General features: G+C 44.3%; 24 protein-coding genes. 23 read left to right on the top strand and 1 reads right to left on the bottom strand.

The features are described from left to right. Positions 1-873: 873 nt before the first annotated feature. From sleB to rpsA, 6 genes are all read left to right on the top strand, one after another. Positions 874-1,575: a spore cortex-lytic enzyme gene (gene sleB, locus AR337_RS05215; protein ID WP_253701558.1), complete on the top strand. Its 702-nt coding sequence runs from the start codon at positions 874-876 to the stop codon at positions 1,573-1,575. A gap of 14 nt (positions 1,576-1,589) precedes the next feature. Continuing rightward, positions 1,590-2,939, top strand: coding sequence for a germination protein YpeB (ypeB, locus tag AR337_RS05210; protein WP_059170975.1), 1,350 nt, complete (start codon positions 1,590-1,592; stop codon positions 2,937-2,939). After that, positions 2,923-3,198 (top strand): YpfB family protein, encoded by a 276-nt coding sequence (locus AR337_RS05205; protein ID WP_253701527.1) that lies wholly within the window; start codon positions 2,923-2,925, stop codon positions 3,196-3,198. Before ypeB ends, AR337_RS05205 begins: the two co-directional genes overlap by 17 nt. Positions 3,199-3,594: 396 nt before the next feature. Next, complete coding sequence (cmk, locus tag AR337_RS05200; protein WP_059170974.1) at positions 3,595-4,275, top strand: (d)CMP kinase; 681 nt, start codon at positions 3,595-3,597, stop codon at positions 4,273-4,275. Beyond that, entirely contained in the window at positions 4,272-4,865 is a 594-nt protein-coding gene (locus tag AR337_RS05195; protein WP_059170973.1) for a 1-acyl-sn-glycerol-3-phosphate acyltransferase, read from the top strand. Before cmk ends, AR337_RS05195 begins: the two co-directional genes overlap by 4 nt. Positions 4,866-5,016: 151 nt before the next feature. Next, on the top strand, positions 5,017-6,156 hold the full coding sequence (rpsA, locus tag AR337_RS05190) for a 30S ribosomal protein S1 (RefSeq protein WP_059170972.1): 1,140 nt from the start codon (positions 5,017-5,019) through the stop codon (positions 6,154-6,156). A 51-nt stretch (positions 6,157-6,207) separates the two neighbouring features. Here the strand turns inward: rpsA and AR337_RS22610 are convergent, their stop codons facing one another. Next, positions 6,208-6,351: a YpzI family protein gene (locus AR337_RS22610; RefSeq protein WP_082686860.1), complete on the bottom strand. Its 144-nt coding sequence runs from the start codon at positions 6,349-6,351 to the stop codon at positions 6,208-6,210. Positions 6,352-6,456: 105 nt separating this feature from the next. Here AR337_RS22610 and AR337_RS05185 point away from each other — a divergent pair, with 105 nt between their 5' ends. The 17 genes from AR337_RS05185 to aroB all read left to right on the top strand — a co-directional run bounded on the left by AR337_RS05185 (position 6,457) and on the right by aroB (position 21,128). After that, the gene (locus AR337_RS05185) at positions 6,457-7,068 is read left to right on the top strand and encodes a hypothetical protein (RefSeq protein WP_059170971.1); all 612 of its coding nucleotides are present in this window, start codon (positions 6,457-6,459) and stop codon (positions 7,066-7,068) included. Beyond that, on the top strand, positions 7,061-7,936 hold the full coding sequence (locus AR337_RS05180; protein WP_059170970.1) for a YIEGIA family protein: 876 nt from the start codon (positions 7,061-7,063) through the stop codon (positions 7,934-7,936). Before AR337_RS05185 ends, AR337_RS05180 begins: the two co-directional genes overlap by 8 nt. Before the next feature lie 18 nt (positions 7,937-7,954). After that, on the top strand, positions 7,955-8,140 hold the full coding sequence (locus tag AR337_RS05175; protein WP_059170969.1) for a hypothetical protein: 186 nt from the start codon (positions 7,955-7,957) through the stop codon (positions 8,138-8,140). A gap of 165 nt (positions 8,141-8,305) precedes the next feature. Further along, on the top strand, positions 8,306-9,616 hold the full coding sequence (gene der, locus AR337_RS05170; protein WP_059170968.1) for a ribosome biogenesis GTPase Der: 1,311 nt from the start codon (positions 8,306-8,308) through the stop codon (positions 9,614-9,616). A gap of 19 nt (positions 9,617-9,635) precedes the next feature. Further along, positions 9,636-10,679 (top strand): NAD(P)H-dependent glycerol-3-phosphate dehydrogenase, encoded by a 1,044-nt coding sequence (locus AR337_RS05165; protein ID WP_059170967.1) that lies wholly within the window; start codon positions 9,636-9,638, stop codon positions 10,677-10,679. Between the two features lie 232 nt (positions 10,680-10,911). After that, positions 10,912-11,112, top strand: coding sequence for a DUF2768 domain-containing protein (locus AR337_RS05160; RefSeq protein WP_059170966.1), 201 nt, complete (start codon positions 10,912-10,914; stop codon positions 11,110-11,112). Between the two features lie 26 nt (positions 11,113-11,138). Further along, positions 11,139-11,849 carry a hypothetical protein gene (locus tag AR337_RS05155; protein WP_059171551.1) on the top strand — a complete coding sequence of 237 codons (711 nt, stop codon included), beginning with the start codon at positions 11,139-11,141 and terminating at the stop codon, positions 11,847-11,849. Between the two features lie 288 nt (positions 11,850-12,137). Further along, entirely contained in the window at positions 12,138-13,616 is a 1,479-nt protein-coding gene (gene spoIVA / locus AR337_RS05150; protein ID WP_059170965.1) for a stage IV sporulation protein A, read from the top strand. A gap of 504 nt (positions 13,617-14,120) precedes the next feature. Continuing rightward, positions 14,121-14,393, top strand: a complete 273-nt coding sequence (locus tag AR337_RS05145) for an HU family DNA-binding protein (RefSeq protein WP_059170964.1) — start codon at positions 14,121-14,123, stop codon at positions 14,391-14,393. Between the two features lie 185 nt (positions 14,394-14,578). Then, positions 14,579-15,145: a GTP cyclohydrolase I FolE gene (gene folE, locus AR337_RS05140; RefSeq protein ID WP_059170963.1), complete on the top strand. Its 567-nt coding sequence runs from the start codon at positions 14,579-14,581 to the stop codon at positions 15,143-15,145. Between the two features lie 31 nt (positions 15,146-15,176). Continuing rightward, on the top strand, positions 15,177-15,413 hold the full coding sequence (gene mtrB, locus AR337_RS05135) for a trp RNA-binding attenuation protein MtrB (RefSeq protein WP_059170962.1): 237 nt from the start codon (positions 15,177-15,179) through the stop codon (positions 15,411-15,413). Between the two features lie 212 nt (positions 15,414-15,625). Next, positions 15,626-16,426, top strand: a complete 801-nt coding sequence (locus AR337_RS05130) for a heptaprenyl diphosphate synthase component 1 (RefSeq protein WP_059170961.1) — start codon at positions 15,626-15,628, stop codon at positions 16,424-16,426. A gap of 5 nt (positions 16,427-16,431) precedes the next feature. After that, entirely contained in the window at positions 16,432-17,136 is a 705-nt protein-coding gene (locus AR337_RS05125) for a demethylmenaquinone methyltransferase (RefSeq protein WP_059170960.1), read from the top strand. A gap of 40 nt (positions 17,137-17,176) precedes the next feature. After that, positions 17,177-18,139: a heptaprenyl diphosphate synthase component II gene (hepT, locus tag AR337_RS05120; RefSeq protein WP_059170959.1), complete on the top strand. Its 963-nt coding sequence runs from the start codon at positions 17,177-17,179 to the stop codon at positions 18,137-18,139. Between the two features lie 122 nt (positions 18,140-18,261). Next, positions 18,262-18,708, top strand: a complete 447-nt coding sequence (gene ndk / locus AR337_RS05115; protein ID WP_059170958.1) for a nucleoside-diphosphate kinase — start codon at positions 18,262-18,264, stop codon at positions 18,706-18,708. Positions 18,709-18,873: 165 nt separating this feature from the next. Next, a complete protein-coding gene (aroC, locus tag AR337_RS05110) occupies positions 18,874-20,043 on the top strand; it encodes a chorismate synthase (protein WP_059170957.1) in 1,170 nt (389 codons plus the stop codon). Further along, positions 20,043-21,128 carry a 3-dehydroquinate synthase gene (aroB, locus tag AR337_RS05105; RefSeq protein WP_059171550.1) on the top strand — a complete coding sequence of 362 codons (1,086 nt, stop codon included), beginning with the start codon at positions 20,043-20,045 and terminating at the stop codon, positions 21,126-21,128. The genes aroC and aroB overlap by 1 nt, the downstream gene beginning before the upstream one ends. The last annotated feature ends 20 nt before the right edge of the window (positions 21,129-21,148 follow it).

The following is a 21,148-nucleotide window of genomic DNA, read 5'->3' as shown; positions in this document are numbered from 1 at the left end:
CGCACGAAGGAAACGCGTAGCGTTTTCGAGGAGTCGCCACCCTCCATTTCAATCAACTGAAATTTCCTTTATATAAATGACACTATGTATGGGGTGACCTCCCATGATGACTAAAAATCCAAGCCAATGAATGTGAGCAATTGGAAGTAATTCTTAAGTTAATTTATCCTGTTCTTCACCATAAGTGCTACTTTATGGATAAATATGCCTAACTTTTATGTTGATTGGAGCGGAGGGCACCGACTCCAGCGGGATGCAGCGGCAAGGTGGAGACCCCACAGGCGCAAGCGCCGAGGAGGCTCCACTGACGCCCCGCGGAAAGCGTGTGCCCGTAGCGCAAATCAACACATTCGCTAAAACCACTTTTGTTGGGAAGAACCTTTAACATCCGTAATTTCCATATAAATTACAAAAGGCACGAGTGGGTAACCTCTCGCTGCCTTTTGTCGACAATCCGAAACCTCTTCATACACAGTGAAGAGGTTTTTTCTTATTTCAGGAAACTATAAATAGAACATTGTGAAGAACTCGAAATAAGTTGTCGTTATCCAGCTCCAGCGCCTAGCCCCTCGAGGTCTTAAGCCGGTTCCCTCCGGAGGGCAGGCCCGTCCTCGGAAATGCTCGCATTTCCTTCGTGCGTGGGCGAATTCAGGGATGCCATTCAGTGTCCTGCGGGCCCCGTCTTAATCTGGTCGGGGCTGACCAAGGCGCTTGAGCATTTTGTTCGTCCATTAACCTTTTTTTAAAAAGCTTTTTCCACGCAAGCCCTTTTCTTGAATAAAAATCCCTTTAAAACAAAAAATAGACATAATGGAAAATGAATAGCATTTGGAGGTATGATTTGTGAAAAAACGAAACGCATTCCTAGTTCGTCTGCTTTTATGCGGATTACTCGTTCCTGCTTTTTTATGGAACGGCGAAAAAGCTGAAGCATTCAGCAACCAGGTCATCCAGCACGGAGCAGTCGGCGATGATGTAATTGAACTCCAAAAGAGGCTCAAACATGTTGGTTTTTACACAAAGAAAATTGATGGTGTATTTGGCTGGAGTACTTATTGGGCACTCCGCAATTTCCAGTATGAATTTGGCCTTCCCATTGACGGGCTAGCAGGAAGCGCTACAAAAGCTAAGCTCGTTAAGGCAACCAAAAATATGCAAGGTGGAACTGCTAAAAAAAGTGCCCCGGCGAAGCAGAGCGCAGTCAATGTCCCGTCTGGATTTTCACAGAACGATATTAAATTGATGTCCAATGCAGTATATGGGGAGGCGAGAGGCGAACCTTACGAAGGACAGGTCGCCGTAGCTGCAGTCATCATAAACAGACTGGAAAGCTCGTCATTTCCAAACACTATTTCGGGTGTGATTTTTGAACCGCTTGCGTTCACTGCTGTTGCCGATGGACAAATCTGGCTTACTCCAAACGAATCGGCGAGGAAAGCAGTCCTTGACGCAATTAATGGGTGGGATCCTACAGGCAACGCACTGTATTACTTCAATCCGGTTACCGCCACAAGCAAGTGGATTTGGTCCCGTCCGCAAATTAAACGGATCGGAAAGCATATATTCTGTAAATAAGAAGGTGAATGGCAGTGATAAGAAATATTATAATAGTTGTCTTGGCAATTGGGCTAGCGGGAACTGCCTACTGGGGCTATCAGGAACGGAAGGAAAAAAACGCTGTCCTGATAAACGCGGAAAATAATTATCAGCAGGCATTCCATGAATTGTCATACCGTGTTGATTTATTGCATGACAAGCTTGGAACCACGCTTGCCATGAATTCAAGAAAATCGCTATCCCCGTCTCTGGCCGAGGTGTGGAGGATAACATCCGAAGCTCGGCAGAATGTTGGCCAGCTTCCGTTATCGCTCCTACCTTTTAACAAAACGGAGGAATTTTTATCCGGAGTTGGTGAATTCAGTTACAGGACTGCGGTAAGGGATCTGGACAAGAAACCATTAACCGGCAAGGAATATAAGACACTTCAAACTTTATATAAACAGGCGTCCGATGTTCAAGGCGATTTAAGGAAAGTACAGCATTTGGCACTAAAGAACAATTTGCGTTGGATGGATGTGGAACTTGCGATCGCTTCTGGAAAGGAGAATTCGGATAATACACTAATTGACGGATTTAAAACAGTGGAAAAAACTGTTTCAGGATACGAGGAGACTGACTTTGGGCCTGAAATTGCCGGATTAAAAGAAGAGGATAAGAATTTCAGCAAAATTCAGGGTAAAAAAATTTCGAAGGCTGAAGCATTGGCTATAGCAAGGAAGTATATAGGATTTGACGGAAATTCCAAATCCAAGGTATCCGATAATGGCAAGGGATCTGATTTCGGATTTTACACTGTCTCCGTAAGCAACAGGAAAACCGGGATGGAGGCGAGCATGGATTTAACAAAAAAAGGAGGTTACCCTATCTGGTTCCTTAACAACCGGTCTATCAATAAACAAAGAATTTCCCTCAATGAAGGAGGGGAAAGGGCAGTATCCTTCCTTAAAGAGAATGGCTATAAGTCGCTGGAACTGGCTGAAAGCGCGCAGTATGATGCGATTGGTGTTTTTACTTTTGTAACCAAGTCAGGAAAAGTGAGAATTTATCCTGAATCGATAAAAATCAAGGTTGCTCTTGATAATGGCCACCTTGTAGGCCTTTCTGCAGAAGATTATTTAAAGACGAAGAAAACCAGGAAGATGGAAACCCCCGCTATTGACATACAGGAGGCTCGAACGAAAATTAATCCGAATGTAAAAATTATGGAAGAACGCCAGGCAATCATTTTGAATGATTTCAAGAAGGAAGTATTATGTTATGAATTCCTGGGAACAATGGGTGACGATACGTACAGAATTTTCGTAAATGCTTCGACTGGTGAGGAAGAGAAGGTAGATAAGCTCAAAAATTCAGAAGAAATGTTTGAAGACGCGGTCTAATATGGCCGTTGGCTGCCGCCTGTCCTTTGGGACGGGCTCCTTCATCCGGTTATGGCTTTTGAAAGGAGAGTGGCTAGATCTGAAACATGTCGAGCGAATCCTTATAAAGATTGCGATTGCTCAGTTTATCTTTCTTTTACTTGCCCAGATTTTCCTTCACCAGGTTGGCGCCCTTCCCGAATTAATAGGGGTAACAAAATATGAAGGTACCGGGCAAATGAACCATTCTGACATGCTGGAAGTTTTCCAGGGAAGGTAAGGCAGGGAATCCTGCCTTTTTTCTTTGGTTAGAGGTTCAAATTATTTTTTTGAAAAATTAATTTAAATGATAGTCGATTGTAGCGTAAGGCACAGAGACTCGGGTGGGATAAAGGGCAAGGGGGGAACCCGCAGGCGCAAGCGCCGAGAAGGCTACACTGGCGCCCCATGGAAAGCGAAGTGCATAGAACGGAAATCGACAGGCAAGGATTCAATACAATTTTAAGTTTTGATTCAACTTATATACAGGGATCATTCCTGTCTGATATTCATGAAAAAATGTTGCAATATGAAAGAGCATTTATTGATAGTATGGTAAAATGAATAATTGAAGGTAAAAAGGAAAACGGAGCAAGAGACAACTAAAGATGCTTCAGAACAGGTAACAGGAGGAAACATGGATAAGAAAATTTCAATTGCGATTGATGGGCCTGCGGCAGCAGGAAAAAGTACAGTTGCCAAAATTGTCGCTGAAAAGCTTTCCTATATTTATATCGACACGGGCGCTATGTATAGGGCACTTACATATAAAGCACAAAAATTGGGGGCCGACCTAGAACAGGAAGACAGCTTGTTGGCCATTCTTTTAAACAGTGAAATCGAACTCTTCCCTTCCGCAGCGGGCCAGCTTGTTGTTTTGGATGGGGAAGATGTAACAGGCGAAATTCGCTCCTCCACTGTCACAAACTCGGTTTCCATTGTTGCCAGGCACCGAAAGGTCAGGGAGGAAATGGTCCGGAGGCAGCAAAAGCTGGCATCCATGGGCGGGGTAGTCATGGATGGCCGCGATATTGGAACACAAGTATTGCCAAATGCAGAGGTAAAGGTTTTCCTTTTGGCGAGTGTTGAAGAAAGGGCGATAAGGCGCCATACTGAAAATCTCCAGAAAGGCTTTCAGTCGGATCTTGATATTTTGAAAAAAGAAATTGCTACCCGGGACAAGCTGGATTCTGAAAGGGAAGTTGCCCCTTTAGTAAAGGCGGAGGATGCATTTGAAATCGATACTACCTCACTTTCAATTGAAGATGTTGTGGAGAGAATAATGGCGCTTGTGAAAGAAAGAGTGGGAGACCTATGACATTTTATTCATTTGCAAGATTCGTCGCAAACAGTGCGTTAAAACCAATTTACAGGTATGAAGTGTATGGGGCCGAGAACTTCCCGAAAGATGGCGGAGTTCTGCTTTGCTCGAACCATATTAACAATTTGGATCCGCCGGTTGTGGGGATAACCGCTCCACGCCCTGTCCATTTCATGGCAAAAGAAGAACTCTTTTCGATACCAATCCTAGGGAATATTGTTAGGGCATGCAATGCGTTTCCAGTTAAGCGGGGAATGAGTGACCGGGAAGCGCTCAGAAAAGGACTTGGTGTTTTAAAGGCGGGACAGGTTTTAGGATTGTTTCCAGAGGGAACAAGGAGCAAGACGGGAGAATTGGGCCAAGGTCTGGCCGGAGCGGGCTTTTTTGCTCTTAGGTCTGACGCACATGTTGTTCCATGCGCGATAATCGGACCTTATAAACCTTTCGGCAAGCTGAAAGTGGTATACGGGAAGCCGATTGATATGGATAGGGTGCGGAAAGAAAAATTGTCCGCAGAAGCGGCCACTGAATTAATCATGTCGGAAATCCGCAAACTTATTGAGGAACACAAAGGAGTTTCCGCTTGACAAAAAAGTCCTTTTGTAAGAAGTTATTACAAAGGATATTTTTTTGAATATTCTATGAAACGCAGCCGTGATGATGGGCGCCGCATGCAAGTGAAGCATGTAACGCATCTATATATTTCAAAGGGCAGCCAATGGTTAAGGAGGAGTACATATGTCGGAAGATATGAATCAAATTGAAGTCGGGAATTTTGAAGTTGGAGACAGGGTAACAGGACAAGTTACCAAGGTAGAGGATAAACAGGTGCTTGTTAATATCCAAAACAGCAAACTTGATGGAATCATTCCAATTAGTGAATTGTCGAGCATTCATATTGAGAAAGCTTCAGATGCAGTGGCCGAAGGGGATTCGCTCGAACTTGAAGTCATGAAGGTCGAGGAAGAAGCCCTCATCCTATCCAAGCGCAAAGTTGATGCAGAAAAAGCCTGGGATGTTCTTGAACAGAAATTCCAGAGTGGGGAAGTGTTCAACGCTGAAGTTAAGGATGTCGTTAAAGGCGGGCTAGTTGTCGACCTAGGTGTACGCGGATTTGTTCCGGCTTCATTGGTAGAAGCCTATTTTGTCGAAGATTTCTCCGATTACAAAGGCAAGGAACTTTCTTTTAAAATAGTTGAGCTGGACAAAGAGAAGAATCGGCTGATCCTTTCCCACAGGGCTGTAGTTGAAGAGGAGAAAGGCAGGAAGAAACAGGATCTTCTCGAATCCATCCAGCCGGGGCAGATAATTGAAGGCACAGTACAGCGAATCACGGACTTTGGCGCGTTTGTAGACATCGGCGGCATTGATGGCCTTGTCCATATTTCCCAGCTCTCCCACGAGCATGTGGAGAAACCGGGGGATGTTGTGCAGGAAGGACAAAAGGTTGAAGTGAAAGTCCTGAGCGTTGACCGGGATAACGAAAGAATTTCCCTTTCCATCAAGGAAACACTGCCTGGACCATGGGCTGATATAACTGAAAAAGCGGCTAAGGGCAGTGTGTTGACAGGTACCGTCCGTAGGCTTGTTTCTTATGGCGCGTTCGTTGAAGTATTCCCTGGGGTGGAAGGCCTTGTCCACATTTCGCAAATCGCCCACAAACACATCGGCACACCTCATGAAGTCCTGAAAGAAGGCCAGGAAGTCCAGGTTAAGGTGCTTGAAGTGAATGGCAAAGAACAGCGCCTCTCCTTGAGCATTAAGGATCTTTTGGAACGGGATGCTGAGGAGAATATGGATTATGAGCTTCCTGAGGAATCCAAGGGATTCCAGCTGGGAGAATTGCTTGGCGATAAATTAAAGAATTTGAAAAAATAAGTTGACAAAAAAAGCTTCCGCGGCAATCGCGGAAGCTTTTTCTTTTCCTATTTACGATTTTTTCCCATCATTCAGCTTTCTGGCCTCTTCTGGGGTTTGTAGCCCAGTTGCCCCAGGATAATGGAGCGATTGGTCGCGGTCGGATTCAACCCTTTTGCTTTTCTTCAGCTTTTTTTCCTGCCTGTCCTGTCCCAACACCTATCACCTCCGATACCTAAATTATTTAACAAACAAAGAATATTATCCTGGTATGAAAATACATGCCCTTTACCATAATGGTAAGGATAGGAGGTAGTCTTTATGGAGGGGTACTTGTTTTATTTGGCCGCATGGCTGTTATGGATTTATTTGGTGTTTTTGAAAGGCGGGCAGGAGAGAGAAGGAAAGGGTTTGCAGGCTGCGGTTCTGCTGGCAATCATCGCTTCTCCGCTCCATTTACCACTAGGAGAATCAAAGGTTTTTTTGGGTGGCATAAGCCTATTCGTTTATTCATTAATCCACGTCATTCAAGCGAATAAAAAGGAAAAGTCAATCTTTTTTATTTTTTCATTAATTATTTCACTTTTTTACTGCTCCTTCAGGTTTTTTGAGTTATTTGATCCAATTGTTTTTATTGTAAAAAAAGAATGGCTTATTGCCGGTTTCTTGGCTTTTCTGGCGATTTTCCTATATAGCTCTCTAAGGTGGAGGCTTATGTTAATTGTCTTTGGATCAATGCAGGGTGAAATGCTTTATGCCCTTGTCCTACAAAAAAACTTCTTGGCTTTTGAGGTGGGCGGCTTTGAATATTTAGATACGATATCCCTCGCTGTTTTAACGGTAATTGGTTGGGGAATCCTTGTTAAAAGCGCTTCCTGGCTCAATTCATTTTCGAATCAAGCGGAAAGGGCAGGTAAGCATCCCAATGAGTGAATATACATGGCCACTCATCACCGGCATCCTGTTAGGAACACTCTCGAGGGTGTATATGTTAAAGACGGATTATAGACAGTATCCCACCTACCTGCATGGAAGGATTATTCATATTTCTGTCGGGTTTATCGCGGCTAGCCTTGGTGCGGTGGCGATTCCTTCCATCATGGAAAAGGAATTCACGGCCGTAACGTTTCTCGCCCTTGCGGCAACCCAGTTCAGGGAAGTAAGGAACATGGAAAGGAATACACTTTCAATGATGGATGAATATGAACTGGTACCGAGGGGAAATACCTATATTGAAGGGATTGCAATTGCTTTTGAAAGCCGCAATTATCTTGTCATATTAACTTCATTTTCGGTAACCCTTGTTTATTTGGCTGTAAATTTTTTCGCGGCTGTCATTGTTGGAATCGGCACGCTCCTACTATCCAAAGTTTTGATGTCCGGAGGCACAATCAATAGGCTTGCGGACATTGAATATGTACAGCCGCATTTTGATGGTGCGGGTTTATATGTAGGCTCCATCTATATCATGAATATCGGGCTGCCAGAAAGAAGAAAGGAAATTCTTGAAAATGGAATGGGCTTTATTCTCACTCCAAAAAACGCGAATTCAAAGATTACACTTGCAAACCTCGGCCAGCGCCAGGCAATTTTGCACGATGTCTCAACCGCCTTGGGTGTGTACAGGGATTCTGGTACACCAGCGCTTGTTCCGCTGGCAAAAAGAGATTTAAAAGATGGGCGGCTTGGTGTCTTTGTACTGCCGCATGTAAATGATCCCCAGAAGGCGATTGATGTAATTGGAGCTGTTCCGGCACTGGAAAACGCAATCAGGATGCCCGCCAAAAAAGGGAAACCCTAATCCTTGGAGGATAATGAGATGACTATAGAAAAATATATTTTGGCTGTTGTGACAACAAGGCCAGAAAACATTTCGGGTGGCGCATGCGTTTTTCATTGTGATTCCTCCAAGAAGATGGAGGCGGTTGCGGCAAGCCTAGAGGCGATTCTGGATGGTATCGCCCATTCGCTGTCGGAGGATACCTGCATCATTGTAAAGCACTGATTTGCGGAGGTTTTCATTGCGCTTATGCTAATTCATTGATACTATAATTAAGTTAAGCCCTTCCTTTTGAAAGAAGGGTTTATTTTATAGGATGAATACGAATAAGGTGCAGCGTTTTCAAGGTGTAGCTGCTAATCTTAAAATGTGAAGTTAAGGGTGAGTTGAATGGTAAAACCAACAGTTGCGATTGTCGGACGCCCAAACGTAGGCAAATCAACGATTTTTAATAGGATAGTTGGCGAAAGGATATCGATAGTCGAAGACATTCCCGGCGTGACAAGGGATAGGATTTACAGCTCGGCTGAATGGCTGACGCATGATTTTAATATTATTGACACAGGAGGCATCGACATAGGCGATGAGCCTTTCCTTGAGCAAATTAGGCAGCAGGCGGAAATAGCCATTGATGAAGCGGATGTTATCATTTTTCTGGTGAATGGGCGTGAAGGTGTAACTGCAGCCGATGAAGAAGTAGCTAAAATTCTCTATAAAACAAAAAAGCCGGTGGTCATGGCTGTCAATAAAATCGATAACCCGGAAATGCGCACAGATATTTATGATTTTTACGCTCTTGGCTTTGGTGAACCGTTTCCGATTTCCGGCGCACATGGTCTCGGACTTGGGGATTTGCTGGATGAAGCTGCAAAGCATTTCCCGACATTGGAGGCTGACGAGTATCCTGATGATGTAATTAAATTCAGCCTTATCGGAAGGCCGAATGTTGGTAAATCCTCTCTCGTAAATGCGCTGCTCGGCGAGGAGCGGGTCATTGTTAGCGACATTGCCGGTACGACACGCGATGCGATTGATTCCATATACGAATATGAGGGACAGGAATATGTCATTATTGATACAGCCGGCATGAGGAAAAAAGGAAGGGTCTATGAAAGCACTGAAAAATACAGTGTTCTTCGCGCATTAAGGGCGATTGAACGTTCGGATGTCGTCCTTGTGGTCATAAACGCTGAAGAAGGAATCATCGAACAAGATAAAAAAATTGCCGGATACGCACATGAAGCCGGCAGGGGTGTCATTTTTGTCGTTAATAAGTGGGATGCCATTGAAAAAGACGAGAAAACAATGAAGGATTTTGAGCAAAAGATCAGGGATCATTTCCAATTCCTTGATTATGCCCCGATTGTGTTCCTTTCAGCTAAAACAAAAAAGAGGATCCATACTTTGCTTCCTGTCATCAATATGGCAAGCGAGAATCACTCCATGCGTGTGCAGACAAACATCCTCAACGACATCATCATGGATGCGGTGGCTATGAATCCAACTCCTACGGATAAAGGGCGCAGACTGAGAATCTATTATGCAACACAGGTTGCCGTGAAGCCTCCCGCTTTTGTTGTGTTTGTAAATGAACCGGAGTTAATGCATTTCTCGTATGAGCGGTTCCTGGAAAACAGGATAAGGGATGCATTCGGCTTTGAGGGTACCCCAATCAGGATTTATGCCAGGGAAAGAAAATAATTAAAAGGTAGTGATTTGAATGCGGGAACAAACAATGGGAATTGCAGTGCTCGGCGCGGGCAGCTGGGGGACAGCCCTTGCCCTTGTTCTTGCCGACAATAGCCACAATGTAAGGCTGTGGAGCCATAATCCTGCTCAGGTACAGGAGATAAATTCAACCCATTCAAATGAACGGTACCTGCCAGGCATTAAAATTCATGAATCCATCCATGCTACAAATTCATTGGATGAAGCTCTTGCCGACTTGGATACCTTAATACTTGCCGTACCGACGAAAGCAATCAGGGAAGTTATCGGCAAGATACGGGAAAGCCGTAATCAGCCACTTACAATCGTCCATGTAAGCAAGGGGATCGAGCCAGACTCTTTGCTTCGCATTTCCCAAATGATTGCGGAAGAGATGCCTCCAGAGCTTCTGAAATCGATCGTCGTTCTTTCGGGGCCGAGCCATGCGGAGGAAGTGAGCTTAAGGCATCCTACCACGGTGACAGTGTCTTCGGAAAATATGGCGGAAGCCGAAAGGATCCAGGATTTGTTCATAAATCAAAACTTCAGGGTATATACCAATCCGGATGTAGTCGGTGTGGAAATTGGCGGGGCGCTTAAGAATATTATCGCCCTTGCTGCGGGTATTACGGACGGTCTTGGATTTGGTGATAATGCAAAGGCTGCCCTCATGACTAGGGGCTTAGCCGAAATTGCAAGGCTCGGAGTGAAGATGGGGGCCAATCCGTTAACCTTTTCAGGCTTGGCTGGAATTGGCGATCTAATTGTTACATGCACAAGCGTGCATTCCAGGAACTGGAGAGCGGGAAATTTGCTTGGAAAAGGGCAGTCGCTTGAGGAAGTGCTCGATAACATGGGGATGGTCGTTGAAGGAGTCCGCACAACAAAAGCGGCATACCAGCTTGCGGCCAAATATGAGGTTGAAATGCCAATAACCGAAACTTTGTATAAAGTATTATTTGAAGGCCTACCAGCCCAAGATGCAGCCGATTTATTAATGGCACGTGGGAAGACTCACGAAATGGAAGATTTGACGAATATTTTAAATGAACCGTAAAGATTTCAATTAATTCATTCATGTGGGCGATTGGCGATGCATTTATTTTTTTGCCTGCATACAATGCAACGAATCAAACTGGTTTCGTGGAACGTAGTTTGGGTAATTTAGTCACATGTTTTGAGCAAGGATTCGCCTCCCTTGCTCTTTTCTTTTTGCTCAAAGGGCGGTTCCATTTCACCCTTTATGCAGCCTATGATATAATTACTCTCGGAAAAAGGGGGGATGTGCTTTGTCACCGTCATTAATGAAAATGTGGGTTTCTCTAGCAGCAATGGGATTTATGTTTATTTCAATGATAATGATTTATTTTAGCAGATTTAAACTTAAAGGGGTTTTCCGGCTTATCTCGGCAATTTTCGCTTATGCCTTGATGATATTATCGGGAATAATCATATTCCTCGTTGTTATAAGCGGTCCAACGGGAGAATAGCCAATATGATTAAAGAGGTTGGTCAAATGATGAAAATGTTAAAGCTGGCCGTGCCGATTTTTCTTATCCTGCTTCTGGGGGGCTGTATGTATCCTAGCGATCAGCTTGCAAAAAACCAGACACCTTATGAAGATCAGGTTCAATCTGTACAGGCTGCAGTCGATAGCTTCCAAAGGGATAATGATGGAATACTTCCAATCAAAACAAAGGATTCAGATACTGCCATTTACGAAAAATACATCATCGACTTTACGAGGATTTCTCCTCGTTATATACAGGAACCTCCAGGAAATGCGTTTGAAAATGGTGGCATATTCCAATATGTTCTTATCGATGTTGAATCAAATCCAACCGTAAAGCTTCTGGATTTACGCATTGTGGATCAAATCCGCGAAATAAAGATGAGGATTAAAGCAAACGGCTATCCGCCATTTAAGGAAGTTGTAGGTAAAAATGTCTATTCGCTCGACTTTTCCAAGCTTGGATATAAGACTCCTCCTTATGTGGTAAGCCCATTCACGCAGCATAACCTCTCCTTTGTCATTGCGGGAAATGGCGAAATATATGTTGATTACCAGAGCGATTTATATCAATACCTAAAAGACTCCACCAGTAAATTTAAGCAAGGTGACGATATTCGGTCTATCCTGACAGATAAGTCCATGTTTGTGCCTGCGTATTCGCTCCCATACACCCTCGATCCCAATAGCGGAGAACCGATTTTTATGGGAAGTTGATCCGATGCTACTAAAATAGTAAACTCTTTACAGGTCTTTCCTGGTTAATAACAGTCATAACCCTTCTCCTTAAAAATATAGTTATAGGAGAAGGGTTTTTTGCATTTTTCAAGGCTGCTGGAAGAAACCGCACCGGACACATACTTTTGGGCAATCCGAACAGGAGGTAAAAATAAATATACTAGATAGTAGCATATTTCAATAGGACAACATCATAAACATATACTGTCCAAAATTACCTAAATGGATACGATTATCCCACTTATTCTAGGATCGGGAGGGGATCTCTTGGAAAGGGTAGATATTTTTAAAGATATTGCTGAGAGGACTGGCGGCGATATTTATCTCGGGGTTGTCGGCGCTGTAAGGACCGGCAAATCCACTTTTATCAAAAAGTTTATGGAACTCGTTGTCCTGCCCAATATGAGCAATGAGGCAGACAAAGCCAGGACAATGGATGAGTTGCCGCAAAGCGCGGCTGGGAAAACCATCATGACAACCGAACCAAAGTTTGTCCCAAATCAGGCCGCGGCAGTCTATGTCGATGAGGGGCTGGAAGTAAATATCAGGCTGGTTGACTGTGTCGGCTACACCGTTCCAGGCGCTAAGGGATATGAAGACGAAAATGGGCCGAGGATGATCACAACCCCGTGGTATGAAGAGCCAATTCCATTCCATGAAGCAGCAGAGATAGGCACGAGGAAAGTTATCCAGGAGCACTCAACAATCGGTGTTGTCATAACGACAGATGGAACAATTGGTGAAATTCCGAGGACATCTTATCTCGATGCCGAGGAGAGAGTCATAAATGAATTGAAGGAAGTTGGCAAGCCTTTCATTATGGTTGTCAATAGCGCGCAGCCGCATCATCCCCAAACAGAGGCACTCCGGGTAAGCCTCGCCGAAAAATACGACATTCCGGTCATCGCGATGAGTGTGGAAGGGATGCGCGAATCGGATGTGCTAAATGTGCTAAGGGAAGCCTTGTATGAATTCCCTGTCCTTGAGGTAAATGTGAACCTGCCTAGCTGGGTCATGGTATTAAGGGAGAATCATTGGCTAAGGGAAAGCTACCAGGAAGCTGTCCGTGATACTGTGAAGGATATTAAGAGGCTGAGGGATGTTGACAGGGTAGTCCATCAATTTAGTGACTTCGAGTTTATTGAGAGGGCTGGGCTTGCCGGGATTGAAATGGGTCAGGGAGTAGCCGAAATTGATTTGTACGCTCCGGACGAACTGTATGATGATATCCTTAAGGAAATTGTCGGGGTCGAAATCCGAGGAAAGGATCACCTACTAGAACTCATGCAGGAATTCGCCCACGCTAAGGCCGAGTATGACCACATTTCGGACGCATTGAGGATGGTAAAACAAACAGGGTATGGCATTGCATCCCCTACTTTATCGGATATGAGCCTAGAAGAGCCGGAAATCATCAGGCAGGGAGCGCGCTTCGGGGTTAGGCTTAAGGCAGTAGCACCGTCAATCCACATGATAAAAGTCGATGTGGAGTCTGAATTTGCCCCGATTATTGGGACTGAGAAACAAAGCGAAGAGCTTGTGCGCTACCTAATGCAGGACTTTGAAGATGACCCGCTTTCCATCTGGAACTCCGATATTTTCGGCAGAAGCCTCAGTTCAATTGTAAGGGAAGGGATTCATGCGAAAATATCCCTTATGCCAGATAATGCAAGATATAAATTGAAAGAAACGCTTGAAAGGATTATCAACGAAGGCTCGGGAGGGTTAATAGCTATTATTCTTTAGAACTGGTTAAATGGCCAGTTCAGGGTTTCCTCCCTCCTTTTTTTCATAGGTTATGCTCATTTTGGCGAAGAGGCTGTTTTTACAGCCTTTTTTTTCTTCCGTTTTAGATTGAAATAAAAATGCGTCTAAATGCCTGGTAAAGAGGCTTTTGGCCTAAAATTCTCTAATAGTTTTTTAACAAAAAGACTCATTTTTCGACAACTCTTATCTCCGGATAGGAAAAAGTAAAAAGATTTCCACTATTTAAAGGAATATTCTTGATTAGACCAATTGATTGTGATAATCTTTTAACAGAATTAGCCTACAAAGCAAAAAGCCTTTATTTCATTGGGTTTTCTTTTCGTTTTTTTATAAAAACAATTGAAATCCAACAAGGCTTGCTATATGATTAGCCTTGTCAATAAAATACGCAACCGCGTATAGAATTGATGAAATTTGTTTAGAAATGTAGATAAGTAACGTATTCTACTCACTGGGCAAATTATTTGGGAGGAGGTGAATGGCATGAACAAGACAGAACTGATCAATGCAGTAGCAGAGGCAAGCGAACTTTCCAGGAAGGATGCTACCAAAGCGGTTGATGCTGTTTTTGATTCCATTTTAGAAGCTCTTAAAAATGGCGATAAAGTTTCTTTGATTGGATTCGGAAACTTTGAAGTTCGCGAACGCTCTGCTCGCAAAGGACGCAACCCGCAAACTGGCGAAGAAATCGAAATCGCGGCTAGCAAGGTACCAGCTTTCAAACCAGGCAAACAACTCAAAGACGCAGTGAAATAATTACATAGAACGTGCTTTGGGCGCAAAAAAAGCCATGGAGGAATCCATGGCTTTTTTTATCTGCTTACAATAAGCATCGGAGAAAATGCACAGGGAGTTTTTCGAAAAGCACTTCATTTTGCTTGCTTTAAAAAGGTTATGCTAATATGAAGGAGACTTGCAAGATAACAGTAGGGGGTAAGCTGATGTCAACAGTGAACAAAGCCCAGATTGAAATAGCGGTACGATCCATCCTCGAAGCAATCGGAGAGGATCCTAACCGCGAAGGGCTGCTGGATACACCGAAACGTGTCGCAAAAATGTATGAGGAAGTTTTTAGCGGGATGAACCAGGATCCCGGTGAATATTTCGAAACGATATTTGGGGAAGACCATGAAGAACTCGTTCTCGTGAAAGACATTCCTTTTTACTCAATGTGCGAGCACCATCTCGTTCCGTTTTTTGGGAAAGCGCATGTTGCCTACTTGCCGAAAAATGGAAGGGTTACAGGATTAAGCAAGCTTGCCAGGGCCGTTGAGGCCGTTGCAAAAAGGCCACAGCTTCAAGAGCGGATCACATCGGAAATTGCGAATAGCATCATGGACAAGCTCCAGCCGCATGGTGTTATGGTTGTTGTTGAAGCGGAACATATGTGCATGACGATGCGTGGAGTCAAGAAGCCTGGTTCCAAAACAGTGACTTCCGCGGTCCGAGGCATTTTCGTTGAAAACGCGATTGCCAGGTCTGAGGTTTTATCCTTCATCAATAACTGACCATAGGAAACTGCAAGGCGGAGGTGACGAAATGGAAAAGAAGCAACAGCAATCAGGGGACTTCATTCTCATTAAGGCCATTGAAGATGGCGTCAGTGTTATCGGCCTGACGAGGGGGACTGATACCAGGTTCCACCATTCGGAAAAATTGGACAAGGGGGAAGTAATGATTGCCCAATTTACCGAACATACCTCAGCTATGAAAATTAGGGGCAAAGCGACCATCCTCACCAGCTTTGGTGAAATGGAAAGCGGGCCAGGAAAATAGCAATCCAATCCAACCAGAACGGTGACCTATTCCCGTTCTGTTGTTTTTTGCTGATAACGCTCCAATGTTCGTTATTATTTTGTGAAACTTCACCATATAAAAATGTTTTATGTTATAATGATGTCTGCTATGTTTAGGGCAAAATGAGGGTTTTTACTCCCTTCTGCCCAAGATCGTTGGCGCAGCTTAGGCATACCCCGGGGTGATAAAGAGTGCAGGATATAAATAGTAAAATTGCAGGGATAAAGGCCCTGATTGACAAGAAGGTCTTCCATCCGTATTTGCTAAAATATATTCAAGTTCCCATCATTGATGACGACAAGCTCCTTTTGCTTGTTTCCGCCATGGATGGGCTTAGCTTGTCGGAACGGGAACGGGAGAACTATGCCCTTACTGCCATGCTCGTGCAGATCGCCCTGGACATTCATGAACACGTTACGAACACCCAGTCCCTTACCGGCGCGAAAGTACGCCAGTTGAATGTGCTTGCCGGTGACTATTATAGCGGGCTGTATTATAAGCATTTGGCTGAATCAGACGACATTTTGATGATTCGGACCCTTTCACAAGGTATTAAGAGAGTAAATGAACATAAAACCCTCCTTTATCAAAAGGAATTTGAGTCGACCGCTCTTCTTTTGGAAAGTGTTAAAAATATCGAGGCATCAGTCCTTTCTAGATTTTCCGACTTCTTCGGGAGGGGTGCATGGACACCGTTTATAGAAAGTCTCCTCCTCCTAAAGAGACTCGTTAAAGAAAGAAACGAGTATACCAGAGGAGAGGATTCCCCTTTTTTTGACGCATTGGAAGCGGCCGCCAGTAAAGACGGCCTCGAGAGCGGCTTGGGAAATTGGAACAGTTCCTACCTGGTTGATTTGCTTGACCAAGAACTTGCCTTGTTAAAACAGGAGCTTAAAACGAAAATGGCTGCTGTTATGAACATGAATGATACTTTAAGAAACAGGGTAGAAGATTTACTCGGTGAAATAAAAATTTTCGTGGAAGAAGGTTAAGGAGCATGGAACGTTCAAAGGAAGAACGGGTTCATTCTGTCTTTGAAAGCATTTATGACAACTACGACAAGATGAATTCCGTGATTAGCTTCAAGCGGCATATCGCCTGGAGGAAGGACACCATGAAGAAAATGAATGTCCAACCTGGCTCGAAAGCGCTGGACCTTTGCTGCGGAACCGGAGATTGGACAATTGCCCTCGCTGATGCCGTCGGAAAAGAGGGCGAGGTGATTGGGCTGGATTTCAGCAAGAATATGCTGAAAATCGGTCAGCAAAAAATAGATGCCCTCAAGCTAAGCCAGGCTTCTCTTATCCATGGAAATGCAATGGAACTTCCCTTTCCAGATAATTCATTCGATTATGTGACAATTGGTTTCGGTCTTAGGAATGTTCCGGATTATATGCAGGTATTAAAGGAGATGCACAGGGTAGTAAAACCCGGAGGCATTGTTGTCTGCCTTGAAACCTCTCAGCCTACCATGCCTGTATACAGGCAGTTGTACTTCTTCTACTTCAAGTACATTATGCCTATGTTTGGAAAACTACTTGCCAAAAGCTATGAGGAGTATTCGTGGCTTCAGGAATCAGCTCGCGATTTCCCGGGAGCAAAGGAGCTTGCCCGTATGTTCGAAGGGGCAGGATTTAAAAAGGTATCCTTCAAGCCGTACAGCGGAGGAGCAGCAGCGGTCCATATCGGATATAAGCAATAGAAAGCAGAAGTTTTAGTAGAAAAGCAGGGTGAATGCCTTTATGAAATTAAAAATGATGTCTTCATTTTTAAATTCCGATTTATCATTAATTGAGAATACACTTGAGGAAACAATCCAGGCGGAATCCTTGCTGCTCCGGCAGGCCTCTTTGCACACCCTTCAGGCGGGCGGAAAACGGATCCGTCCTGTTTTTGTTTTGCTCGCTGCCAAATTTGGGAATTATGATATACATACAATCAAGAACGTAGCGGTTTCACTTGAATTGATTCATATGGCTTCCCTTGTCCACGATGATGTCATTGATGACGCGGAACTGCGCCGAGGAAAGCCAACAATTAAATCAAAGTGGGACAATCGGATAGCCATGTATACAGGAGATTACATTTTTGCCCTTTCGCTTGAGTTGATGACTACCATCGAAAAGCCAAAAGCCCATAAAATCCTGGCCCATACAATTGTTGAGGTATGTGTTGGCGAAATCCAGCAAATAAGCGATAAATACCAGTTTGACCAAACGATGAGGGATTATTTTAGAAGGATCAAAAGGAAAACAGCCCTTCTTATAGCTGTCAGCTGCCAGCTAGGTGCGATCGCAGCCGATGCGAGTGAGGAAATCAGCAGGAAGCTCTATTGGTTTGGTTACTATGTAGGAATGTCCTATCAAATAATTGATGATATCCTTGATTTTACATCAACAGAAAAAGAACTGGGTAAACCAGCCGGAAGCGACCTGATCCAGGGAAATATCACCGCGCCAGTCCTCTATGCAATGGCTGATCCTGCCATAAAGGCTAAGGTTAGTAAAATAGGAGAACATACAACCCAGGTAGAACTAGCGGAAGTCATTGAAGTAATCAAGAACTCGGGTGCGATTGGAAAATCCTATGAATTGAGTAATCGCTACTTGAAAAAGGCAATGGATATTTTGGATGGCCTTCCACAAAACAGGTCGAAAAAAACATTGAGGGATATTGCAAACTTCATTGGAAAACGGAAATTCTGATGAGCGGAAAAAGAGCCAGAAGGCTTTTCTTCCTTCTTGCGAATACTTCTGAAAAATGGTACGATTTTCGTGCATTGCCTCAATGAGCAATCAGGATACATATATATTTAGGAGTGGAATGAATGGAAAAGACATTTTTAATGGTTAAGCCAGACGGGGTACAAAGGAATGTAATTGGTGATATCGTAGCCCGTTTTGAAAAGAAGGGATTCCAGCTGGTTGGAGCAAAATTGATGAACATCCCACGCGAGCTGGCTGAAGAGCATTATGGAGAGCACAAAGAACGTCCGTTTTTTGGTGAGTTGGTTGACTTCATCACATCCGGTCCGGTATTCGCCATGGTATGGCAAGGGGAAAATGTGATTTCGACAGCACGCCTAATGATGGGTGCAACCAATCCAAAAGATGCCGCGCCAGGAACCATCCGTGGTGACTTTGCACTGACTGTTGGGAAGAATATCATTCACGGTTCAGATTCTCCTGCAAGCGCCGAACGTGAAATCGGCATTTTCTTTAAACAGGAAGAGATTGTTGAATACAGCAAATTAATAAACGGCTGGATTAACTAGTCAAAAAAAAGAGCACTTGCCAATTTGGGTGCTCTTTTTGTATACGTTTTCTTAAAAGGGAATTTTGGTAAAAGTGTTATGTTTATTGAAATGGAAAAGAACATAGTGACAAAATCAAAAATGACCTGTACCATATCTATAATCATTTCAAAAGGGGAATGCAAAATGAGATATCTTACTGCAGGGGAATCGCACGGCCCCCAACTGACTGTAATTATTGAAGGGGTTCCGGCAGGGATGCAAATCCAGGCGGAACAAATTAACGCTGAACTTGCACGCAGGCAAAAAGGCTATGGCCGAGGCAGGCGGATGCAGATTGAAAAGGATACGGTGGAAATTGCCGGCGGAATTCGCCATGGCAGGACGCTTGGCTCTCCGATTGCGCTCGTGATTAAAAATGATGACTGGAAGCACTGGACCCATATTATGGGGCCAGAGGCGATTGATGAAGAAGCAGAGGCAGATGTTAAAAGAAGAATTTCTAGGCCCCGGCCAGGCCATGCTGACTTAAATGGCGCGATAAAGTACGGGCATAGGGATATCAGAAACGTCCTTGAACGTTCATCCGCCCGGGAAACTGCTGCACGTGTTGCGGCCGGAGCGGTAGCTAAGGTGCTCCTGGAGCAGGCGGGAATTGAAATTGTTTCGTATGTAACTGAAATTGGCGGCATAATAGCCGAAGTCCCAGAGATTTCGATAAACGAAATGAAGGAGCGGAGCGAAAATTCACCGGTACGCTGCCTTGATCCTAATGTTGAGCAGGCCATGATGGATGCAATCGATTCTGCGAAGGAAAACGGGGATTCAATCGGTGGGATTGTTGAAGTAACGGCAATCGGAATGCCGCCGGGAGTAGGCAGCTATGTCCAATATGACCGGAAGCTAGATGCGCGGATTGCAGGAGGAATTGTCAGCATCAATGCCTTTAAGGGAGTAGAAATCGGGATTGGCTTTGAAGCGGCCCACATACCAGGTTCAAAAGTCCACGATGAAATCATTTGGGATGAATCTCATGGATATAGCAGGAAGACCAATCGCCTTGGCGGATTTGAAGGCGGGATGACAAATGGAATGCCGGTTATCGTAAGAGGTGTCATGAAACCGATCCCTACGCTTTATAAACCACTCCTAAGCGTTGATATTGAAACGAAAGAACCGTTTGCTGCGAGCATTGAAAGGTCTGACAGCTGCGCGGTTCCGGCTGCGGCAGTAGTCGCTGAAAGTGTGGTTGCATGGGAATTGGCTTCCGCGCTTGTCGAGCAATTCCATGCTGATCGAATGGATGTCTTTTTGGAGGATTTAGGGAATCATCGGGAACGTGCGAGGACTTTTTGATGAAGGCTCTTAAAGTACGTACAGCATCTAAAAAATATCCGGTCATGATCGGTGAACATGCTGTATCACTTATAAAGCCGTTTTTAGCCTCGGAAAATGTGAATTTTACTAAATTGCTTATTATCACCGATGAAAATGTAGGGAGGCTATATTTGCCTGCTCTATTGGAGGAATTGGCGCCATTTAAGTCGGCCGTATTTACAGCACCCGGAGGGGAACAGGCAAAGGCGATTGAATTCTACTATGAAGCTATGACGTGCGCACTTGAAAATGGCCTGGATCGGAATTCGCTGATTATTGCATTTGGCGGGGGAGCGATTGGTGACCTAGCCGGCTTTGTAGCGGCGACATTCATGAGGGGAATCCGTTTCATCCAGGTACCGACTACCATTTTGGCTCATGACAGCTCTGTCGGAGGGAAAACAGGCATCAATCACCATCTTGGAAAAAATATGATTGGTGCCTTCCATCAGCCAGAGGCTGTTTTCTACGACCTCAATTTTCTGAAAAGCCTTCCTGAATCCGAAATTCGTTCAGGATTCGCCGAGGTTGTAAAGCATGGCCTTATAGGTGACCCGGCGCTTTACAATTGGCTTCGAAACAACGTTGACGATTTGGGCCAAATCCCACTAAATCAATATGAAACGATGCTTGAGAAGGGAATTGACGTAAAGGCTTCTATCGTTGCAGAGGATGCTCATGAAAAAGGCATACGCGCCTACCTTAATTTTGGCCATACATTGGGACACGCGATTGAGGCAGAGATGGGTTACGGGAACTTTACGCACGGTGAAGCGGTCATGATCGGCATGCTTTTCGCATTGGAAGCCAGCAGGGCCGAAGTTGGCTTAACGTTTGATACGGACAGCCTCAGGTCTTGGATTGAAAAGCTTGGCTATTCAGCCTCCATCCCGGAGGGCCTTTCAAAAAAAGGTTTAATGAAAAGGATGAAACAAGATAAAAAAACGGTAGGGGGAACAACAAGATTTGTCCTTCTTGCCGATATCGGCCAGCCATGCCTTAAAGATTTAACTGATACACGGATAGAGTTTCTGTTGGATAATTTTTTAAGTTCACAAAAGTAAAAAAACGCTGACTTCTTTAC

The organism is Bacillus sp. FJAT-27445 (assembly GCF_001510665.1).
Classification (GTDB): Bacteria; Bacillota; Bacilli; order Bacillales; family Cytobacillaceae; genus Bacillus_D.
Note: the sequence above shows the minus strand (reverse complement) of the source record. Positions and strands in the feature narration are given on the sequence as shown.

Bases quoted from the DNA above. Each gene is read 5' to 3' on its own strand.
- cmk (WP_059170974.1), top strand. From the start codon at position 3,595: ATGGATAAGAAAATTTCAATTGCGATTGATGGGCCTGCGGCAGCAGGA.
- AR337_RS05195 (WP_059170973.1), top strand. From the start codon at position 4,272: ATGACATTTTATTCATTTGCAAGATTCGTCGCAAACAGTGCGTTAAAA.
- rpsA (WP_059170972.1), top strand. From the start codon at position 5,017: ATGTCGGAAGATATGAATCAAATTGAAGTCGGGAATTTTGAAGTTGGA.
- AR337_RS05185 (WP_059170971.1), top strand. From the start codon at position 6,457: ATGGAGGGGTACTTGTTTTATTTGGCCGCATGGCTGTTATGGATTTAT.
- AR337_RS05180 (WP_059170970.1), top strand. From the start codon at position 7,061: ATGAGTGAATATACATGGCCACTCATCACCGGCATCCTGTTAGGAACA.
- AR337_RS05175 (WP_059170969.1), top strand. From the start codon at position 7,955: ATGACTATAGAAAAATATATTTTGGCTGTTGTGACAACAAGGCCAGAA.
- der (WP_059170968.1), top strand. From the start codon at position 8,306: ATGGTAAAACCAACAGTTGCGATTGTCGGACGCCCAAACGTAGGCAAA.
- AR337_RS05165 (WP_059170967.1), top strand. From the start codon at position 9,636: ATGCGGGAACAAACAATGGGAATTGCAGTGCTCGGCGCGGGCAGCTGG.
- AR337_RS05155 (WP_059171551.1), top strand. From the start codon at position 11,139: ATGATGAAAATGTTAAAGCTGGCCGTGCCGATTTTTCTTATCCTGCTT.
- AR337_RS05145 (WP_059170964.1), top strand. From the start codon at position 14,121: ATGAACAAGACAGAACTGATCAATGCAGTAGCAGAGGCAAGCGAACTT.
- folE (WP_059170963.1), top strand. From the start codon at position 14,579: ATGTCAACAGTGAACAAAGCCCAGATTGAAATAGCGGTACGATCCATC.
- mtrB (WP_059170962.1), top strand. From the start codon at position 15,177: ATGGAAAAGAAGCAACAGCAATCAGGGGACTTCATTCTCATTAAGGCC.
- AR337_RS05125 (WP_059170960.1), top strand. From the start codon at position 16,432: ATGGAACGTTCAAAGGAAGAACGGGTTCATTCTGTCTTTGAAAGCATT.
- hepT (WP_059170959.1), top strand. From the start codon at position 17,177: ATGAAATTAAAAATGATGTCTTCATTTTTAAATTCCGATTTATCATTA.
- ndk (WP_059170958.1), top strand. From the start codon at position 18,262: ATGGAAAAGACATTTTTAATGGTTAAGCCAGACGGGGTACAAAGGAAT.
- aroC (WP_059170957.1), top strand. From the start codon at position 18,874: ATGAGATATCTTACTGCAGGGGAATCGCACGGCCCCCAACTGACTGTA.
- aroB (WP_059171550.1), top strand. From the start codon at position 20,043: ATGAAGGCTCTTAAAGTACGTACAGCATCTAAAAAATATCCGGTCATG.